This window comes from Aminithiophilus ramosus (assembly GCF_018069705.1).
GTDB classification, from domain to species: domain Bacteria; phylum Synergistota; class Synergistia; order Synergistales; family Aminithiophilaceae; genus Aminithiophilus; species Aminithiophilus ramosus.
Genome location: NZ_CP072943.1, coordinates 1,003,268 through 1,020,543, shown reverse-complemented (window position 1 = coordinate 1,020,543; position 17,276 = coordinate 1,003,268). Strand labels below are relative to the sequence as shown.

The following is a 17,276-nucleotide window of genomic DNA, read 5'->3' as shown; positions in this document are numbered from 1 at the left end:
AGTGCCGAAGGAGGCAACGATCATGTCCGAAAGAAAGCCCATCGAAGTGGGGAGCTTCGTCCCCGATTTCACCCTCAAGAATCAGCACGGCAACGAGGTCTCCCTCGCCTCCCTGAAGGGGAGGAACGTCATCCTCTCCTTTCACCCCCTGGCCTGGACGCCGGTCTGCCGCGACCAGATGAAGGAGCTCGACCTCAACTTCGATCTTTTCGTGTCGATGAACACCGTTCCCCTGGGCTTCAGTGTCGACTCCCTGCCCTGCAAGACGGCCTGGGCCGAGGCCATCGGTCTCGAGAGCCTTCAGATCCTCTCCGACTTCTGGCCCCACGGCGCCGTCGCCCAGTCTCTGGGGCTCTTTCGCGATTCTCACGGCATCTCCGAAAGGGCCAACGTCATCGTTAACGGCGAAGGCGTCGTCGTCTTCGTCAAGGTCTACCCCATCAGGCAACTTCCCGACATCGAGGAGATCGTCGCCTTCGTCAGGGAGTACACGGGCACGGAGGTCAGCGGTGACGTCGAGGTCCAGCACTGCATGAAGACCGAGACGGGAACGACCTGCATCGATGACGGCCGCAATCGGGGCATCAACGCCACGGGAAAGTAGTGTCGACGCGACGCTCGCCGGGAGGTTATCGTCCATTGAAGGAGGGGATGTCCATGAGGTTCACGATCACCGCGGCTCTTCTTCTCCTGCTGTCCCTTGGCTCTGTCGCGTCGGCCCATCCCCCCAGCGAGATCCGCCTCAACTACGACGGGGAGAAAAAGCTCGAGGTCCGCGTCATTCACGGCGTCGACAACGGATCGAAGCATTTCATCGACAAGGTGGAGGTCCGTCTCGACTCCAAGCTCGTCGCCGAAAAGGTCTTCGCCTCCCAGCTCAGTCCCAAAGGACTCGTCGTTGCCTTTCCGCTGGGGGCTTTAGCTCCGGGGACGGTCATCGCCGTCAGGGCACACTGTAACATTTTCGGCTCTCGCGAGGTGACCTACAGGGTCCCCTGAGGCCGATCGCGAGAAGAATGGGGGGATCCCGTCGGGATCCCCCCATTCTTCTCGCGATCATGGCCATTCTCGGTAGAGAAGCTTCTTCCAGGTGAAGCTGGATAGCGCTTCCGCCGAGGGATGCTGCCCCTTGGACATGGTCCCGAAATCCTTGGCCAGGCTGTCGTAGCCCCGGCGAAGGACCTCGTCTCCCTCGGCCTGGGCAACGAGAAGGGTGATCTCCTGGAGCTGGCGGTAGATGGCGGGGACGATGGTGAAACCCGGTCCGTCGGGAGTGAGGCCGACGGTGTAGATGAAGGAGAGCGTTCGTCCCTCCCGGGTCGGCTCCTCGTCGCTGTAGCGTGGCAGGGCCGGAGAGACGTAAAGGGCCGTTCCCTCGGGAATGTCGACGTTGAGGGAGAGCGCATCCCAAAGAGTGGCCGCCGTCGGACTCTCGGCGACCCAGAGACGGGGGCGGCCCGACAGATAGGCGATCCAGAGGTCGACACCCCTTTTGGCGTCGTCCTGGGCGAAGGAGAGTTGCCAGAGGAGGTCGGGCTTCCAGTCGGCGTCGATATAGGGTGTGCTGCGGTGGTCCCGGACCAATCGATGCCCCTTGAGCGAGTCGAGAGGTTCCGTCCCTGCCGGGCTGCGGAGATAGGCCGAACGGATCAGGCCGTCGCGTTCGTCGAGGAGGATCGAAAGGGGGTGTCCCGGCGCCGAAAGGATATGAAGATTCGTCCCGCCCTGGGCGGGAGTGCCTTCGGAAAGGACGGAAAAGAGAAGGGCGAAAAGGAGAAGGGAAAAGCCCCTTCCCGGCGGAGACAAAGGGCACAGAAACAAAGAGGCGACCTCCCTTCGGGAACATGAAGACCCCCGCCATCATAGAACCGGCTGACGGCGGGGGTCAAGGGCGGTCGTTCCGATGGCTCAGGGGTTCTGGAACATCCGCTGGGCCATGAAGACCAGCTGCAGGTACGGGTCGTTGACGTCGTTGTGGGCCGGGGAGTGAATGAAGTAGTGATTCAGGAGGTCCATGACCGTCTCCCGGCGGGTGACGATGTCGAGGAAACGCTCGGCCAGGAAGAGGGGCGATTTGTCCTCCATGATGGCCTGAAAGCCGACGATCTGTCCCGGAGTGATGCCCTTGGCCTCGTCTCCTCTGGCCACGACGAGCTTCCAGAATCCCTTCCTGTTGAGGGCCATGTAGGGTTCGCGGGTGTTGTAGGGAAGGGTCAGGCCCACGACGGGAAGGCCGATCCCCGAGGCGGCCTCCTCCGTCCAGCCGACGCTGGCCCAGTGGAGTCCCAGGGTTTCGCTGACGCCCCAGGGCGTGGCCGGCGGAAGGGTCATGGGCCGCCCCAGGATCTGGGAGACGGCGACGAGGGCCTGACGCATGGCCAGAGTCCCGATGAGGGGGAGAACGGCCTTTCCCGTGGGACCGTCGATGATTTCGGCGCCGTCTCCGACGGCGAAAACGTCGGGGTGAGAGGTCCTCATGGCCTCGTCGACGACGATGCCCCGCCCGACGACGAGGCCCGCTGCCCGGGCCAGTTCGGCGTTGGGCCTGACTCCCGTGGCGAAGAGGACGCCGTCGGCCTCGATCGTCGTGCCGTCTCCGAGGACGACGCCGCGCGGCGTCACCTCGGCCAGAAGGGCTCCCGTAGCGACGGTGACACCGCGCGAGACGAGACGTTCCTCAAGATGGGCGGCCATTTCTCCGTCCAGGGCCGACGTCACGTGGGGAAGAGCCTCGAGGACCGTCACCGTCAGCCCTCGATCCACGAGGGCCTCGACGAGCTCGAGGCCGATGGCGCCCGTGCCGACGACGACGGCCCTTTTCGCCTTCTCGGCGAAGGCGTCGAGAGCGCGGGCGTCGGCGGCGCCGCGAAGGCTGTAGACGTTGGGGGCCAGGCGATCGCGGCGGATCAGCTCTCTTCCGTACCAGACCCAGGTCCCGCCGTCGGCGGATCCCTCGCCGAGAACGCCCGGGACGGGAGGAATCCAGGGGACCGCCCCTGGGGCGAGGATCAGTTTCTCGAAGGTGACCTCGAGAGGTTCCTCTCCGCCCTCGATGAGGGCTGAATGGTTCTCCAGATCGAGTCGGACCGCTTCGCCGAAGAGGACATCCTTCATCATGTCCGGAGGCAGCCTGTCCGCCCGGGCCATGTCGACGACGACCTGTTCCGGACCTTCGGGGACGAGCTTCCGTCCCACGGCGTAGGGGAGGCTGCAGATGATCGTGGGTTCCTCGTTGACGACGATGGCGGCGTCGTCGAAGCCCATGTTCCTCAGAACCATATAGGAGACCCGCCCTCCGGGACCGCCGCCGACGATAAGGACCTTTTTCTTCAGGGTAGGAGCCATCCGATCCACACATCCTTTCCCGTTCTCTTTTTGCGGAATATCACATCCCGTCCAGTATATACCCTTGAGGGGTATATATCAAACCCATTCGGAGGTGAAGGTGTCGAGATGGTGCGTCTCGTTGAGGGAGACGAGGGTGAAGCCCCGTTTCCCTTCGAAGAGGAGCCGAGAGCAGGAGGCCGTGTCGAAATGGAGTCGCCAGAAATAGGGCTCGGCGATGGCCAGACAGGCGGCGACGAGAGGTTTAAGGACGGTGCGGTGGCTGACGATGACGAGCGTCTCGCCTCTGTGACGGTTGATGAGGTGCTGGAGATTGGAGTAGGCCCGGCTCTGGACCTGATCGAGAGTCTCGGCGCCGGGAAGGCGGAGCCTTTCGGGGTTTCTGAGCCAGAGTTCCCACTCTTCGGCGTAGTTTTGGGCCACCTCTTCCTTGGAATGCCCCTCCCAGGGGCCGAGGGCCATGTTGGTGAAGCCCTGGATGGTCTCCAGCGGAGCCGCGACGGCTTCCGCGATGGACTGGGCCGTCGCGAGGGCCCGGGAGAGCGGGCTGGTGAAGACGCGCGTCACCGAGAGGGGGATCAGGGCCTGGGCCAGGGCACGGGCTTGGCTGACTCCCCTCTCGGTGAGGGGAAAATCCCTTCGTCCTCGAAAAAGAGCCCTTTCGTTTCCCTCGCTTTCGCCGTGGCGGGCGAGGATGATCGTCGTTTTCGTTTCCTCTCTCTGTCGCATGGAGTTCTCCCTTCCGATCTGAACGGCATCTTCCCATTGTCCTGTCATTATAGACAAAGGAAGGGCCCGGATTTTTTGACCTGTCTTGACAATGGGCGCGGGGGTTGATAAGGTACTGAAAGCGAAAGCGTCCGAACTGGCACTCGTCGAGCGAGAGTGCTACCAAGAGGGGGGGTGTGACCTGTGCTGACAGAGAGGCAGTTGGAGGTGGTGCTGTCCGTAGTCTACGACTACATCACGACAGGCGAGCCCGTCGGCTCTCGGACCATATCACGGCGTTACCTGACGGGAAAGAGTGCGGCGACGATCCGCAACGAAATGTCCGAGCTGAGCGAGATGGGCTACCTCAACCAGCCTCACACGTCGGCCGGTCGCATTCCCACGGCCAAGGCCTACCGCCTGTACGTCGATGCCATTCTGCAGCGCAGACGAGAGCCTTCGTCGACGCTGGCGCCCTTTCTGAGAGATCTCAGGGCCAAAAGACAGGATGTCGAGGCGGCCTTGGCCATGATCTCCCATCTCCTCTCCCGGTTGACGCGGAGCGTCGGTCTCGCCGGCGTGGAGCTTCTGGAGGAGGTCCTCGTGCACCGCATCGACTTCCTTCCCGTCGACAGCCGCCATGCCCTGGTGCTGACGGTTCTTCAGGGGGGGCTCGTTCATCACCGGATGATCGAGTTCGCCTTCGAAGTGAAGCCCTCCGAGCTGGACGAGCTTTCCCTCCGTCTCAACCTGCTGGCCTCGGGCAAGGCCTGGAGCGAGGTGCGCCAGAATCTGAGCGCCTATCTGGCCGGGACGCTCGATCACCTTTCGCAGAGCTGCTTTTCGGCCCTCGAGGCCATCGATGCCATGCTGACGAGCCGCTCCATGAAGGTCTTCACGGGAGGAGCCCATCATATCCTGGGCCTTCCCGATTTTCAGGATATCGGCAAGCTTCAGGCCCTGATGGCCCTTCTCGAGGAGGAGTCCTCGCTGGAGAGGCTCGTTCGAAGCGTCTCCCTCGAAGAGGGTCTTTCCGTCCTCATCGGCGAGGAGAATCCTCTCGAGGAGATGCAGAGCTGTTCTCTCGTTCTCAGCTCGGGGCAGTTCGAGGGTAAACGGATGGTCGTCGGCCTCATCGGTCCTCAGCGCATGGATTACGAAGGGGCCATCGTCCTTCTCGAAGGCCTTCTGCCCCACCTGACGGGAACGCGGGATGACGACCGCTAGAAACAAGGAGTGTGAATGTCGATGACGGAAAAAGAGGAGAAGACGGCTCCCGACGAGGAGCTCTCCCCGGTGGAACCGGTTGCTGAGGTGACGGTCTCCCCCGAGGAAGTCCCTCCCGTCGAGGAGATGGGAGATGGCGTCGATTTGAGAGAACGCGTCAGGGAGCTCGAGACCCTTGCAGGGGATCTCAAGGCCGAGGCGGCCCGGGCCAAGGCGGATTTGTTCAACTACCGCCAACGGATGGAGCGGGACAGGGTCCGTATGCGCCAGATGGCCCTCGAAGATCTGGTTGTCCGCCTTCTTCCCGTGATGGACAATCTCGACAGGGCCCTCGCTGCGGGCGAGGACGTTTCGGCCAGGGATCTTCGCAGCGGCGTCTCCATGGTTCAGCGCCAGTTCCTGCAGGTTCTTGCCGACATCGGCGTCGTTCCCATCGAGACGGTCGGCCTGCCCTTCGATCCGGCCCGTCACGAGGCCGTGGCCCTCTGCCCGGCTGATGAGGGCGGAGAGGATTGCGTGGTCTGCGAGATTCAAAAGGGTTACTGCCTGGAGGAGCGCGTCATCAGGCCCGCTCAGGTCCAGGTGGGTCGAAAGAGCTAATCCGAACGATACGAAACTGAAGAGGTGACTTTTATGGCAAAGGTTATCGGAATCGACCTTGGGACGACGAACAGCGTCGTCGCCGTCAAAGAGGGAGAAAATATCACCATCATTGCCAACGCCGAGGGGAGTCGTCTGACGCCCTCCGTCGTTGCCTTCACCAAGGAGGGGGAGCGTCTCGTCGGTCAGCTGGCCAAGCGTCAGGCCATCGTCAATCCCGATCGGACGATCCAGTCCATCAAGCGCAAGATGGGGACCGACCATCGTGTCTCCATCGACGGCAAGCCCTACACGCCCCAGGAGATCTCGGCCATGGTCCTTCAGAAGCTGAAAAAGGACGCCGAGGACTATCTGGGAGAGACGGTGACGAAGGCCATCGTCACCGTTCCGGCCTATTTCACCGACGCCCAGAGGCAGGCCACGAAAGATGCCGGTCAGATCGCCGGTCTCGAGGTCCTGCGCATCATCAACGAACCTACGGCGGCCTGCCTGGCCTACGGCGCCAACAAGGAGGGCGAGAACAAGATCCTCGTCTTCGATCTTGGCGGCGGCACCTTCGACGTCTCCATCCTCGACGTGGGCGAGGGCGTCTTCGAGGTCCTCTCCACGAGCGGCGACAACCTTCTGGGAGGCGACGACTGGGACGAGCGGATCGTTCAGTGGCTCACGGAGGAGTTCCGCAAGGCCGAGGGAATTGACCTGAGCAAGGACCGCATGGCCCTTCAGCGTCTCCGCGAGGCGGCCGAGAAGGCCAAGGTCGAACTTTCCTCCATGGCCGAGACGACCATCTCTCTCCCCTTCATCACGGCCAACCAGAGCGGCCCCAAACATCTCGAGATGGCCCTCACCCGGGCTCGCTTCGAGGAGATGACGACCGATCTCATCGAGCGCGTCGCCGTTCCCTGCCGTCGCGCCTTGGAGGACTCGGGTCTCTCGACGTCCCAGATCGACAAGATTCTCCTCGTCGGCGGCTCGACGCGGATGCCGATGGTCCAGCGCAAGGTCAAGGAGATCTTCGGCAAGGAGCCCACGAAGGGGATCAACCCCGACGAGTGCGTCGCCGCCGGCGCGGCCATCCAGGGCGCCATCATGACGGGCGAGCACAAGGACATCGTCCTCGTCGACGTGACGCCCCTCTCCCTGGGGCTGGAGACGATGGGCGGCGTCTTCACCAAGATCATCGACCGCAACACGGCCATCCCCACGTCGAAGAGCCAGATCTTCACGACGGCCGCCGACAATCAGCCCCAGGTCGAGATCGTCGTCCTCCAGGGGGAACGGGCCATGGCCGCCGACAACGTCAAGCTGGGTTCCTTCTCCCTCGACGGCATTCCGCCCGCACCGAGAGGGATTCCCAAGATCGAGGTGACCTTCAACATCGACGTCAACGGCATCCTGAACGTGACGGCCAAGGATATGGCCACGAACAAGGAACAGCACATCACCATCCAGTCGTCGCGCCTCTCCGAGGAGGAGATCGATCGGATGCAGCGCGACGCCGAGGCCAACGAGGAGACGGATCGGAAGAAGAAGGAGCTCATCGAGGCCCGCAACGAGATCGAGAGCCTGAGCTACAACGCCGAAAAGCTCCTCAAGGATCTGGGCGACAAGGCCTCCGCCGACGAGCGGGGACGGATCGAGGGCGAGATCGCCTCGGCCCGCAAGGCTCAGGAGGGCGAAGATACGGCGGCTATCAAGGCTGCCGCCGAGAAGCTGACCCAGTCGCTTCAGGAGCTGTCGACGCGCCTGTACGCCCAGCAGGCCCAGGCCGGCCAGCCCGGCGCCTCTCCGGAAGGCGGTTCCGCATCGGAGGGACCGACGGTCGACGCCGAGTTCAACGATTCCACCCGGGCCTAGGAGTGAGATAAGGTGGCCTCCGGAGGACGTCGCGACTACTATGAGATTCTCGGCGTGCCGAAAGACGCCTCCGTCGAGGATATCAAGAAGGCCTACCGTCGGCTGGTGCGCAAATACCATCCCGATGCCAACCCCGGCAATAAAGAGGCGGAACAGAAGTTCAAGGAGGTCGCCGAAGCCTACGAGGTTCTGAGCGATCCCCAGAAACGGGTCCAGTACGATCAGTTCGGCACCGTCGGAGACATGACCGGCGGCGGTTCCCCCTTCGGCGAGGGCGGCGACGTGGGCGACGTCTTCGGCGATCTTTTCGAGACCATGTTCGGCGGCGGTTTCGGCGGCTTCGGCGGTCGCCGGAACCCCAACGCCCCCAGGCGGGGAGCCGATCTGGAGATGGAGATCTCCCTTACCCTGGAAGAGGCCTATCGGGGAGTGACGCGCAAGGTCGAGATCCCTCGCTGGCAGAGCTGCGAGCGCTGCGGCGGCACGGGAGCCGAACCGGGCAGCTCGCCCAGGACCTGTCCGACCTGCGGAGGCAAGGGGCAGGTGGAGCAGCGCCAGAGGACGCCCTTCGGCGAATTCGTCTCCGTCAACACCTGCCCCAACTGTCAGGGACGGGGCAAAATCGTCGAAAAGGTCTGTTCCCGCTGCGGCGGTGCCGGCCGTTACCGCGACAGGCGGACGGTGGAGGTGAGGATCCCTCCCGGCGTCGACAGGGGGACGCGGCTGCGCATCTCCGGCGAGGGTGAGGCCGGGCTCAACGGAGGTCCTCCCGGCGATCTCTTTCTCGTCGTCTCCGTCCGGGCCGATCCCCGCTTCCGGCGCGAGGGGGACAACCTCCACGTCGAAATGCACATCGCCTTTCCGCAGGCGGCTCTGGGCTGCGAGATCCAGGTTCCCACTCTGGAGGGACTTCAGAGCCTGGATGTTCCGCCGGGGACCCAGTCCGGTTCGACCCTGCGCGTCAAGGGCAAGGGAATGCCCCGCCTTTCGGCAGGGGGACGGGCCGGAGATCTTCTGGTCCGCGTTGTCGTCGATGTGCCGGCGAACCTCACGGAAAAGCAGAAGGCCCTTCTGGCCGGACTGGCTCGGGAGATGGATGTCTCCGTCAAGGAGTCTCAGGGGCTGCTCGACAAACTCAAGGGGTTCTTCGGCGCCTAGGTCGAGGGTTGCGTCGTTCGTGATACACTGTGGCAGGAGTCAGGGAGGCGACTACCGCCTCCCTTTTTCTTCGGAAGGAGGGAGACCATGGCCATGTCGGAGAGTTTCTGGTGGTACATCACTCTGGAGGCGAAGGCGGGTGACGACGAGATGCTCGTCTCCCTTGCCGAGCTCTGCGGGAGCATCGGCGCCGAAATTCAGGATCTGCCCCGGTCCGTCCGGTCTCGGCTCTTTTTCCGCAGCGGCAGAGACCTGGCCCACTGGCTTGGGGAGGTCAACGCCGTCCTCGAGTCCTGGCCCGGTGTCTCCGTCGTGGACATGGGGCGGATCGATAATCGTCCCTGGCATACGGAGTGGAAAGAGGCCTTTCCTCCTCTGCCCGTCGGCAAAGGGCTGGTCGTTCTCGCCCCCTGGCACAGCGGCAGTGAACCCGCAGGCAGGCTGCCCCTCTACATCCATCCCAAGAGCGCCTTTGGCACGGGCTATCACGAGAGCACCCAGCTGGCCCTGGAATTCCTCGAGCGTCATCTGCAAAGGGAAATGGCCGTAGCCGACATCGGCACGGGGTCGGGCATTCTGGCCATCGCCGCCGCCAAGTTGGGGGCCTCCCACGTCGAGGCCCGCGATCTCGATCCGGCCGTCATCGTCGAGGTGAAGGAAAATCGCGCCCTCAACGGCCTGACGGAAAGGGAGCTCGACGTCGCCGAAGGCGATCTCCTCAAGGGGCTCGAAGGTCCCTTCGACCTTCTGACGGCCAACATTCTCTTCGATCCCCTCGTGCTCATGCTTCCCGATCTCTCCCGGGTTCTTCGCCCCGGCGGGAGGGCCCTTTTCGCCGGCCTCTCCCTGAGGGACAGGGAGCCTTTCCGTGAGGCCCTGGCCCTTCATGGGCTCATCGAAATCGAGGATCGGACCAAGGGGGAGTGGTGGGGTGTCGTGGCCGAGATTCCGGCTTGAGGGGTGCCCCCTCCTGGAAGAGGGGCTCTGGCTTCTCTCCGAGGAGGAGGCCCATCACCTGATGACGGTCCGTCACAGTCGGGAGGGCTCCTTCGTCGAAGGCCTTCTGCCGGGCCGGATCGTCCTGACGCGCCTCGAGCGTCGCGGCGAAAAGTGGGCGGTCCGTTTCGTCGAGGAGCTTTCCGCCTCCGACGAGGGACCGGAGATCGTCCTTCTTGCGGGGCTGCTGAAGGGAGATTCTTTCGATCTCCTTCTTCGCCAGGTGACGGAGATCGGCGTCTCACGGATCGTCCCCCTCTGCTGCGATCACTCCGTCGTCCGCCTCGACGACGGTAAGGCGGAGAAGAAACTGGCCCGATGGCGCAAGATCGTTCAGGAGGAGTCCAAACAGTGTCGCTCCTCGACGATTCCCCTCCTCGACAGGCCCTGCTCCGTCGAACAGGCCCTGACACTCGACCTTCCCTCCAGTCGCTTCGTGGCGGCCATCGACGCCTCGGCGCCGCCTCTGGCCTCTCTCGATGTCCCCTCCTCCCTCGTTTTGGCCGTCGGGCCCGAAGGGGACTGGTCGGCCGGAGAGGAATCCTGTCTTAGAGGGGCCTCCTTCCTCCCCGTCTACCTGGGGCACCGAATCCTGCGGGCGTTCACGGCGGCGGCCGTCGTCTCCTCCTGGGCCGTCCAGGGCTGGCTTGGAGGGCGTCGTGTCCTCTCTTGAGGGGCTGAAGGTCCGCATCGAAGTTCTGGGCTGCCGGACCAACCAGTATGAGGCCGATGCCTTGGCCGATGCCTTCGTCGCAGGCGGAGCGAGCCTCGTCGATGGCCCTCCCTGGGACGTGGCCCTTCTTCTTTCCTGTTCCGTCACGTCGGCGGCCGACGGCAAGAGCCGCCAGCTGTTGCGGCGACTGAAGCGGCGGGTTCCCGAGGCCCTTGTCGTCGCCGTCGGCTGCTGGGCCCAGAGGGCCGATGACGACGAGATCGCCTCCGTCGGCGTCGATCTCGTCGTCGGCAACGGTCGCAAGGCCGAACTGGTCGGGGCCGTGGAGGCCCTGATCGAAGGTCGCCTTCCGGCGGGGACGGTGCTCCGCCAGAGCCTTTCCCCTCCCGCACGGTGGGATCCCCTTTTCATGGGCCGTCCCCATCTCCACAGCCGGGCTTTCGTCAAGGTCCAGGACGGGTGCGACCATTTCTGCAGCTACTGCATCATTCCCCGCCTCAGGGGGCATCCCCAGAGTCGTCCGCTGGACGACGTGTTGGGGGAGATCGGCTCCGTCGTCGCCTCGGGCTGTCCCGAGGTGATCCTCACGGGCATCCATCTGGGCCTTTACGGTCGGGATCTTGGCCTCTCCCTGGCCGATCTCGTCGGGGCCGTCGCCTCCGTCAAGGGGCTGAAACGCCTCCGGTTCGGTTCCCTCGAACCCTTCGCCCTCGACGATTCCCTTCTTGCCCTTCTGGCTGCCTCTCCTGTATTCTCTCCTCATCTCCATCTGCCTCTTCAGAGCGGCGACGACGAAGTCCTCGTCCGGATGAGGCGGGGTTACGGGGCGGCCGATTTCCGGGCCCTCGTGGGGCGGTTACGGCGTCTCTGGGGCGATGACCTTCACATCAGCACGGACCTTCTCGTGGGCTTTCCCGGCGAGACGGAGGCGGCCTTCGGCCGATCTCTCGATCTGCTTCAGGCCCTGAATCTGGGGCGGCTCCATGTCTTCCCCTTTTCTCCCCGCAAGGGTACGGAGGCGGCTTCCCTGCCCGGCCGCCTTTCCCCTGAGGTTCTGCGGGAGCGCTGTCGCCGCGCCATCGATCTGGGCGAGCGCCTCCTCTCGCGTTACGCCCGCCGCTGGGTCGACCGAGAGGTTCAGGTCGTCGTCGAGAACTCCGAAGGCGGTGGCATCGGGGGGCTTTCGGCCCACTACCTGGATGTCGAGGCCCCGGGGAGGGCCTCCGTCGGCGATGTGGTGACGCTACGCGTCGAGAAAGAGGTCCGAGGACGTCTCCTGGCCTTTCCCCTTTCCCTGTCGGTGAGGTGATCTCTGTGGATGAAACGATGCTCGGCATCGATCTGGGAACGCGCTATGCCCTGACGGCTCTCTGCGGGGACGACGGGCGTCCCCTTGTCCTGCCCAATCGCTGGGGTGGCAAGCGGACGCCCTCCGTGGTCGCCCTGACGGAAAAGGGCTGGCTCGCCGGGGAAGAGGCCGCCCGCGTCGCCCTTCTTCGTCCCGACCGGGCCTGGTGGAACGTGAAACGTCGCATCGGATCGGGCTGGACGGCCCGCTGTGACGGTCGGTCCTACTCGCCCGAGGAGCTTCTCGTTCCCCTTCTTCGCCTTCTCCGTGAGGATGCCGAGGCCCTGTTGGGGCGTTACGTCGCCTCCTGCGTTCTCGCTCTCCCGGCCCACTTCAGTTTCGCCGAGCGGGAAGCCCTTTCCGGCGCGGCCCGGCGGGCCGGGTTCGAGACGACCCTCCTCGTCAACGAGCCGACGGCGGCCGCCCTCGCCACGGAGAGCGCGGGCCGTCATCTCGTCCTCGACTTCGGCGCCGGCACCGTCGATCTCTCCGTCGTCGAGGTCGAGGAGGGCGTCTGGCAGATACTCGAAAGCCGGGGGAGAAGCGATCTCGGAGGTGCCGATGTCGACAGGCTCCTGGCCGAGGATCTCTTCCGGCGCTGCGGGTACGGGGCGGAGGAGAACGATCCCCGATGGCCTCTCCTTCTGGCCGAGGCGGAGACGATCAAGATCGTCCTTTCCGAGGCTCAGTCCTGCCCCTGGCACGTTCCGGCCGGCCTCTTCCCCGACGCCTCTTCTCCCGTCGAGGTGACGCGGGAGGAGCTGGAGCGACTGGCTTCCCCCCTTCTCGAGGAAATCGTGGCCCTGACGGAGGACCTCTGGCGACGCCATCGTCCCGAGACGCTTCTTCTGGTGGGCGGAAGCAGCCGCATTCCCCTCCTCCGCAAACTGTTGGAAAAGCGGGGAATGAAAGCCGGACATCTGCGTCTCTGTCCCGACGAGGCCGTCGTCTGTGGGGCCGCCCTGAGGGGGTTGCCCCGCAAAAAGGAGCGTCTCCTCCTCGACGTCCTCTCCGAGGGGCTGGGCATCCGCACGGCCGACGGCGCTGTGGCCCTCCTTCTCGAAAGGGGGACGCCCCTTCCCGCCTCGGCCAGGAGACGTTTCGTCGCCACCGGCGGAGGCCGGATCCACGTCGAGGTCCTTCAGGCTTCGCGCGAAGGGGAGCGTTCTCTCGGCAACCTCTCCGTGTCGCCTCTGGCCCGAGGCGACGAGGTCGAGATCGCCTTTCGCGTCGATGGAGGAGGCTCGCTTCACGTCGAGGTCCGCCGAGGGGAGGAACGAATGTGGCGGGTTCTCACCCTGGGAGGGGAGAGAGAAGATCCCGTCGAGGCCTTCTTGCGGGATAGAGAGCGTCTCGAACGGAAGCTGGCCCTGCTGACGGGACTTCTCGACGCCGGAAGCCAGCAAAGGGTGCGCCTTCTCGTCGACAAAACCCACCTCCTTCCCGGCGACGACGCGGCCATCGGAAAAGAGGCCCTGGCGGCCCTCGATCTTCTCGTCTCCACCCTGGAGAGGGAGGTCGTCTCATGATTCCCTGCGAGCTCGAGTCGCGCTTCCGCCTTTTGGGCATCGCCCCTCAGTCGGACTGGGATCAGGTCAAGTCGGCCTTCCGCCGCCTTGCCCGGACCTGCCACCCCGACGTGGCCGGGCCCGAAAGCTCGGCCCGTTTCGCCGAGATCAACGAGGCCTATATGGACATCAAGGGTTTTCTCCTCTCGGGCAAGACGCCTCAGGGACCTCTCCGCCCTTCGCCGCCTCACGGAACCTCCCGGCCCAGGACGGGAAAAGGGCAGCGCCGGAAGGAGGCGGAGCCTGCCAGGGAAAAGACGAGACAGCGTCGCCTCGACGAGGCTCTCGACGAGGCGACGCGGCGCGTCGAGGCCCTTCTGCGAAAGTCGGCGGAGCGCAAGAGGGAAGACCTTTCGGGCCACCTGGAACGGTTACGCAGCGCCCATCCTGCTGTCGTCCTTCTCGCCCTGGAGGGGCTGGCCGCCCGCGTCGGAGAGGAAGCGGTCCGCAGGGCCCTCGTGGACCTTCTCTGCCGCCCCTCCCTGGAGCGGGAAGTCCTGGACCGCGTCATCGACCTCGTCGGCCCCGCCAACAGGGAGATCATGGTCCTTCTGTCGCGCCGTGTCCTTTCCATCGATGCCGACGTCGCCCTTCGCCTGGTCCGGTCCCTGCGCGGCCTCGCCGATCGCGCAGGCCTGTTGACGCCCTGGCTCTCCCACCGCTCAGAGAAGGTCGTCGCCGAAGCCCTGGCCCAATGGCCTCTGTCGGCGCCTCCGCCTGACGACCTGAGTCTCTCCCGCCTTCTCCGTCGGAACGAGGAGGCCCTGCTCATCCCCCTCCTTCGCCTTCTCCATCGCTGCGGTGCCCCGGCCTGGGCCGTCTTCTCGCTGAAGAAACTCGCCGTCGATCACCCCGCGGCGGCCGTTCGAGTCTGGGCCCGCTCTGTTGTGTCTCAGGGCGACCTAGGATAGAATAGCAAGGACTTTCTGTCGCGAAGGAGGGAGCGATTCGTTGGAATCCTGCGTCTTCTGCCAGATCGCCGAGGGTCGCCTTCCGGCCGAGATCTATTACGAGGATGAAGAGGTCCTCATCCTTCGCGATGTCGCCCCTCAGGCTCCGATCCATCTGCTTGTCATTCCCCGAAGGCATGTGGCCTCGGCCTCCGAAGTCGACGACGGTCGGATCTGGTCCACCGTCATGACTGCCGCCGTCGCCGCCGCGCATCGGCTCGGTCTTGTCGAGAAAGGTTTCCGCCTCGTCGTCAACAGCGGCGAGGAGGCGGGGCAGACGATCCCCCACCTTCACGTTCACCTGTTAGCGGGACGCTCTTTCCGCTGGCCACCGGGTTAGCTGATGGTGGCATAGAAAGGGGGGAATGTGAATGACCACAATCGTTCGCAGAGACAACGAATCCATCGATGACACCTTGCGTCGTTTCAAAAGGCTTGTCTCAAAGGACGGCAATCTACGGGAGGCCCGCAAGCGGGAGCATTACGAGAAGCCCAGCGAGGCCAAAAAGCGCAAGATTGCCGATGCCAGACGGCGAGGCACGAAGAAGAGGTAGACGACCGTGAGCCTTCTCGAACAGGTCCATCTGGATGTCATCAAGGCCATGAAAGCCCGCGACGCATCGCGCCTCTCGGCCCTTCGTCTGCTCAAGGCCGCCCTCGAGACGGCCGCGACTCAGGGAGGACGTTCCGGTCCTCTCGACGAGGAGGAAGAGATCGCTCTCGTCCGCCGTCTCGTCAAGCAGCGTCGTGAGGCCGCCGAGGCCTTCCGCAGGGGAGGAGCCGTCGAACGGGCCGAGGCCGAAGAGGCCGAGGCTCTTCTGCTCGGCGGCTACCTGCCGCCCGAACTCTCTCAGGAGGAGATCGAAGCCGCCATCGCCGACGTGGTCCGGGAGGTGGGAGCTTCGGGCCCCCGGGACCTGGGAAGGGTGATGGGGCCCGTCATGGTCCGCTTCAAGGGCAAGGCCGACGGCAATTGGGTGCGTCGCCTTGTGCAGGAGAGTCTGGCAAACCTTTAGGCAGGCCTGTTTTTCCCGGGGCCGGACGGATTTCCCTCGTCCGGCCCCGGTTCTTGACAGGAGGGAGGTGCCCTGATTGCGTTGTCCCCGTTGCGATGCCCTCGAGACGCGCGTCATCGAGACGCGGATGGCCAACGACGGCCGCGTCGTTCGCCGCCGTCGCGAATGCCCCTGCTGCGAGGCCCGCTTCACGACCTACGAGCGCCTTGAGGAGTGGCAGACCCTCTGCGTCATCAAGAAGGACGGTCGCCGCGAGGCCTTCGACGCCGACAAACTCCTTCATGGCCTCTGCCGTGCCTGTGAGAAGCTGCCTGTCCCCCTCGATCGCCTCGAGGAGGCCGTCGACCACATCGAGACGAAAGTCCGCGATCTGGGCCAGCTCGAAGTCGCCGCCTCCCTCCTGGGCGACCTGGCCATGGAGGAGCTTCGCAAAATCCATCAGGTCGCCTATGTGCGTTTCGCCTCCGTTTATCGGGAGTTCACCGACCTGTCCAACTTTGCCTCCGAAATCGCCCGTCTTTGCGATACCCTCTCCGACTCGAAGGGGAGGATGAAGGAGGGGGAGTCCTGCGAGGAAACCGGAGACGCGAAAAGAAACGGTTCTCAAAGTCGCGATCCTTTTGTATAATTGACCCACCATTTCTGATCGGATCGGGAGGGATCGAACGGTGAAGAAATTCGCGATTTGTCTGGCTCTTGTGGTGGTCCTCGGTCTTGCCGGGGCGGCTCTTGCCGAAGAGCCCATTCGCATCGGCGTCTACCTGCCCCTGACGGGACAGAACGCCTTCGGTGGGCAGCTCGAGCGCGACGGCATTCTCATGGGCAACAAGGAAAAGCCCGAGGTCCTGGGCCGAAAGATCGAAGTCATCGTCGTCGACAACAAGTCCGACAAGGTCGAGGCGGCCAACGCCGTCGTCCGCCTCATCGAGAAGGAGAAGGTCCATGCCATCCTCGGCACCTACGGCTCCTCCCTGGCCATGGCCGGAGGCGAAGTCTCGGAGAAGGCCGGCATTCCCGTTCTCGGCACCTCCTGCACCAACCCGCTCGTCACCCAGGGCAAGAAGTACTACTTCCGAGCCTGCTACATCGATCCTCTCCAGGGGTCGGCCGCGGCCAAGTTCGCCATGGATGTCCTCGGCGCCAAGCAGGCCGCCGTTCTAAAGGATGTGGCCCAGGACTACTCCGTCGGTCTCTCTGCCTATTTCAAGCGCGCCTTCGAGGCCGCCGGCGGCCAGGTCGTCTCCGATCTCAACTACCAGTCGGGCGACCAGGACTTCACGGCCCAGCTGACGACCATCATCGGCCAGGGCGCCGAGGTCCTCTTCATCCCCTCTTACTTCGCCGAGGGCGCCATCATCATCAAGCAGGCCCGCGAGCTGGGCGGCACCTTCCACATCATGGGCGCCGACGCCATGGACAATCCCGACATGATCACCATCGGCGGCAAGGACATCGAGGGGTTCGTCTACTCCACCTTCCCCTATGCCCCCGACATGCCCGGCATGAGCGAGATGGCCAAGACCTTCACGGAGAACTGGAAAGTCCAGTTCCCCGACAAGGACCCCAACGCCAACTCGGCCATCGGCTATGACTCCTACATGCTCCTCGTCGACGCCATCGAGCGGGCCGGAAGCACCGACCCCGAGGCCATCACCAAGGCCCTGGCCGAGACGATGAACTGGGAGGGCGTGACGGGATCGACGACGATCAACGAGACTCACGACGCCGTCAAGCCCGTCGGGTTCAAGAGGGTCGAAGGGGGCAAGCAGGTCTACGTCGGCTCCGTCATACCCGAGATGTAGTTCCCTGTCCTTCAGGTTTGAAGCGTCT

Annotated in this window: 19 protein-coding genes; 16 read left to right on the top strand and 3 right to left on the bottom strand. The window is 64.3% G+C overall.

The genetic code is table 11. From position 1 onward, the window contains the following. Window positions 1-22: 22 nt before the first annotated feature. Window positions 23-604 (top strand): redoxin domain-containing protein, encoded by a 582-nt coding sequence (locus KAR29_RS04590; RefSeq protein WP_274374453.1) that lies wholly within the window; start codon window positions 23-25, stop codon window positions 602-604. A gap of 53 nt (window positions 605-657) precedes the next feature. After that, a complete protein-coding gene (locus tag KAR29_RS04585; protein WP_274374452.1) occupies window positions 658-999 on the top strand; it encodes a hypothetical protein in 342 nt (113 codons plus the stop codon). 57 nt (window positions 1,000-1,056) lie between these two features. Here KAR29_RS04585 and KAR29_RS04580 read toward each other — a convergent pair whose 3' ends face one another. From KAR29_RS04580 to KAR29_RS04570, 3 genes are all read right to left on the bottom strand, one after another. Continuing rightward, a complete protein-coding gene (locus KAR29_RS04580; protein ID WP_274374451.1) occupies window positions 1,057-1,821 on the bottom strand; it encodes a hypothetical protein in 765 nt (254 codons plus the stop codon). An 87-nt stretch (window positions 1,822-1,908) separates the two neighbouring features. After that, a complete protein-coding gene (locus KAR29_RS04575) occupies window positions 1,909-3,345 on the bottom strand; it encodes an NAD(P)/FAD-dependent oxidoreductase (protein WP_274374450.1) in 1,437 nt (478 codons plus the stop codon). Window positions 3,346-3,423: 78 nt separating this feature from the next. Next, window positions 3,424-4,074, bottom strand: a complete 651-nt coding sequence (locus KAR29_RS04570; RefSeq protein ID WP_274374449.1) for a histidine phosphatase family protein — start codon at window positions 4,072-4,074, stop codon at window positions 3,424-3,426. Window positions 4,075-4,257: 183 nt separating this feature from the next. Between KAR29_RS04570 and hrcA the strand changes: the two genes are divergently transcribed. The 14 genes from hrcA (at window position 4,258) to KAR29_RS04500 (ending at window position 17,248) form a co-directional block, all read left to right on the top strand. Further along, the gene (gene hrcA, locus KAR29_RS04565; protein WP_274374448.1) at window positions 4,258-5,280 is read left to right on the top strand and encodes a heat-inducible transcriptional repressor HrcA; all 1,023 of its coding nucleotides are present in this window, start codon (window positions 4,258-4,260) and stop codon (window positions 5,278-5,280) included. A 21-nt stretch (window positions 5,281-5,301) separates the two neighbouring features. After that, window positions 5,302-5,880, top strand: a complete 579-nt coding sequence (locus tag KAR29_RS04560; protein ID WP_274374447.1) for a nucleotide exchange factor GrpE — start codon at window positions 5,302-5,304, stop codon at window positions 5,878-5,880. Window positions 5,881-5,913: 33 nt separating this feature from the next. After that, window positions 5,914-7,737, top strand: a complete 1,824-nt coding sequence (dnaK, locus tag KAR29_RS04555) for a molecular chaperone DnaK (protein WP_274374446.1) — start codon at window positions 5,914-5,916, stop codon at window positions 7,735-7,737. 12 nt (window positions 7,738-7,749) lie between these two features. Beyond that, window positions 7,750-8,895, top strand: a complete 1,146-nt coding sequence (gene dnaJ, locus KAR29_RS04550; protein WP_274374445.1) for a molecular chaperone DnaJ — start codon at window positions 7,750-7,752, stop codon at window positions 8,893-8,895. An 87-nt stretch (window positions 8,896-8,982) separates the two neighbouring features. Then, the gene (locus KAR29_RS04545) at window positions 8,983-9,852 is read left to right on the top strand and encodes a 50S ribosomal protein L11 methyltransferase (RefSeq protein ID WP_274374444.1); all 870 of its coding nucleotides are present in this window, start codon (window positions 8,983-8,985) and stop codon (window positions 9,850-9,852) included. Then, a complete protein-coding gene (locus tag KAR29_RS04540; RefSeq protein WP_274374443.1) occupies window positions 9,827-10,564 on the top strand; it encodes an RsmE family RNA methyltransferase in 738 nt (245 codons plus the stop codon). The genes KAR29_RS04545 and KAR29_RS04540 overlap by 26 nt, the downstream gene beginning before the upstream one ends. Then, window positions 10,539-11,873 (top strand): MiaB/RimO family radical SAM methylthiotransferase, encoded by a 1,335-nt coding sequence (locus tag KAR29_RS04535; RefSeq protein WP_274374442.1) that lies wholly within the window; start codon window positions 10,539-10,541, stop codon window positions 11,871-11,873. Before KAR29_RS04540 ends, KAR29_RS04535 begins: the two co-directional genes overlap by 26 nt. Before the next feature lie 5 nt (window positions 11,874-11,878). Then, window positions 11,879-13,441 (top strand): Hsp70 family protein, encoded by a 1,563-nt coding sequence (locus KAR29_RS04530; RefSeq protein ID WP_274374441.1) that lies wholly within the window; start codon window positions 11,879-11,881, stop codon window positions 13,439-13,441. Then, the gene (locus tag KAR29_RS04525; protein ID WP_274374440.1) at window positions 13,438-14,391 is read left to right on the top strand and encodes a J domain-containing protein; all 954 of its coding nucleotides are present in this window, start codon (window positions 13,438-13,440) and stop codon (window positions 14,389-14,391) included. The genes KAR29_RS04530 and KAR29_RS04525 overlap by 4 nt, the downstream gene beginning before the upstream one ends. Before the next feature lie 40 nt (window positions 14,392-14,431). Continuing rightward, on the top strand, window positions 14,432-14,770 hold the full coding sequence (locus KAR29_RS04520; RefSeq protein ID WP_274374439.1) for an HIT domain-containing protein: 339 nt from the start codon (window positions 14,432-14,434) through the stop codon (window positions 14,768-14,770). Between the two features lie 31 nt (window positions 14,771-14,801). Continuing rightward, on the top strand, window positions 14,802-14,984 hold the full coding sequence (gene rpsU / locus KAR29_RS04515; RefSeq protein ID WP_274374438.1) for a 30S ribosomal protein S21: 183 nt from the start codon (window positions 14,802-14,804) through the stop codon (window positions 14,982-14,984). A 6-nt stretch (window positions 14,985-14,990) separates the two neighbouring features. Beyond that, entirely contained in the window at window positions 14,991-15,446 is a 456-nt protein-coding gene (locus KAR29_RS04510; protein WP_274374437.1) for a GatB/YqeY domain-containing protein, read from the top strand. 76 nt (window positions 15,447-15,522) lie between these two features. After that, entirely contained in the window at window positions 15,523-16,074 is a 552-nt protein-coding gene (nrdR, locus tag KAR29_RS04505; RefSeq protein WP_274374436.1) for a transcriptional regulator NrdR, read from the top strand. Window positions 16,075-16,114: 40 nt separating this feature from the next. Beyond that, a complete protein-coding gene (locus KAR29_RS04500; RefSeq protein WP_274374435.1) occupies window positions 16,115-17,248 on the top strand; it encodes an ABC transporter substrate-binding protein in 1,134 nt (377 codons plus the stop codon). The last annotated feature ends 28 nt before the right edge of the window (window positions 17,249-17,276 follow it).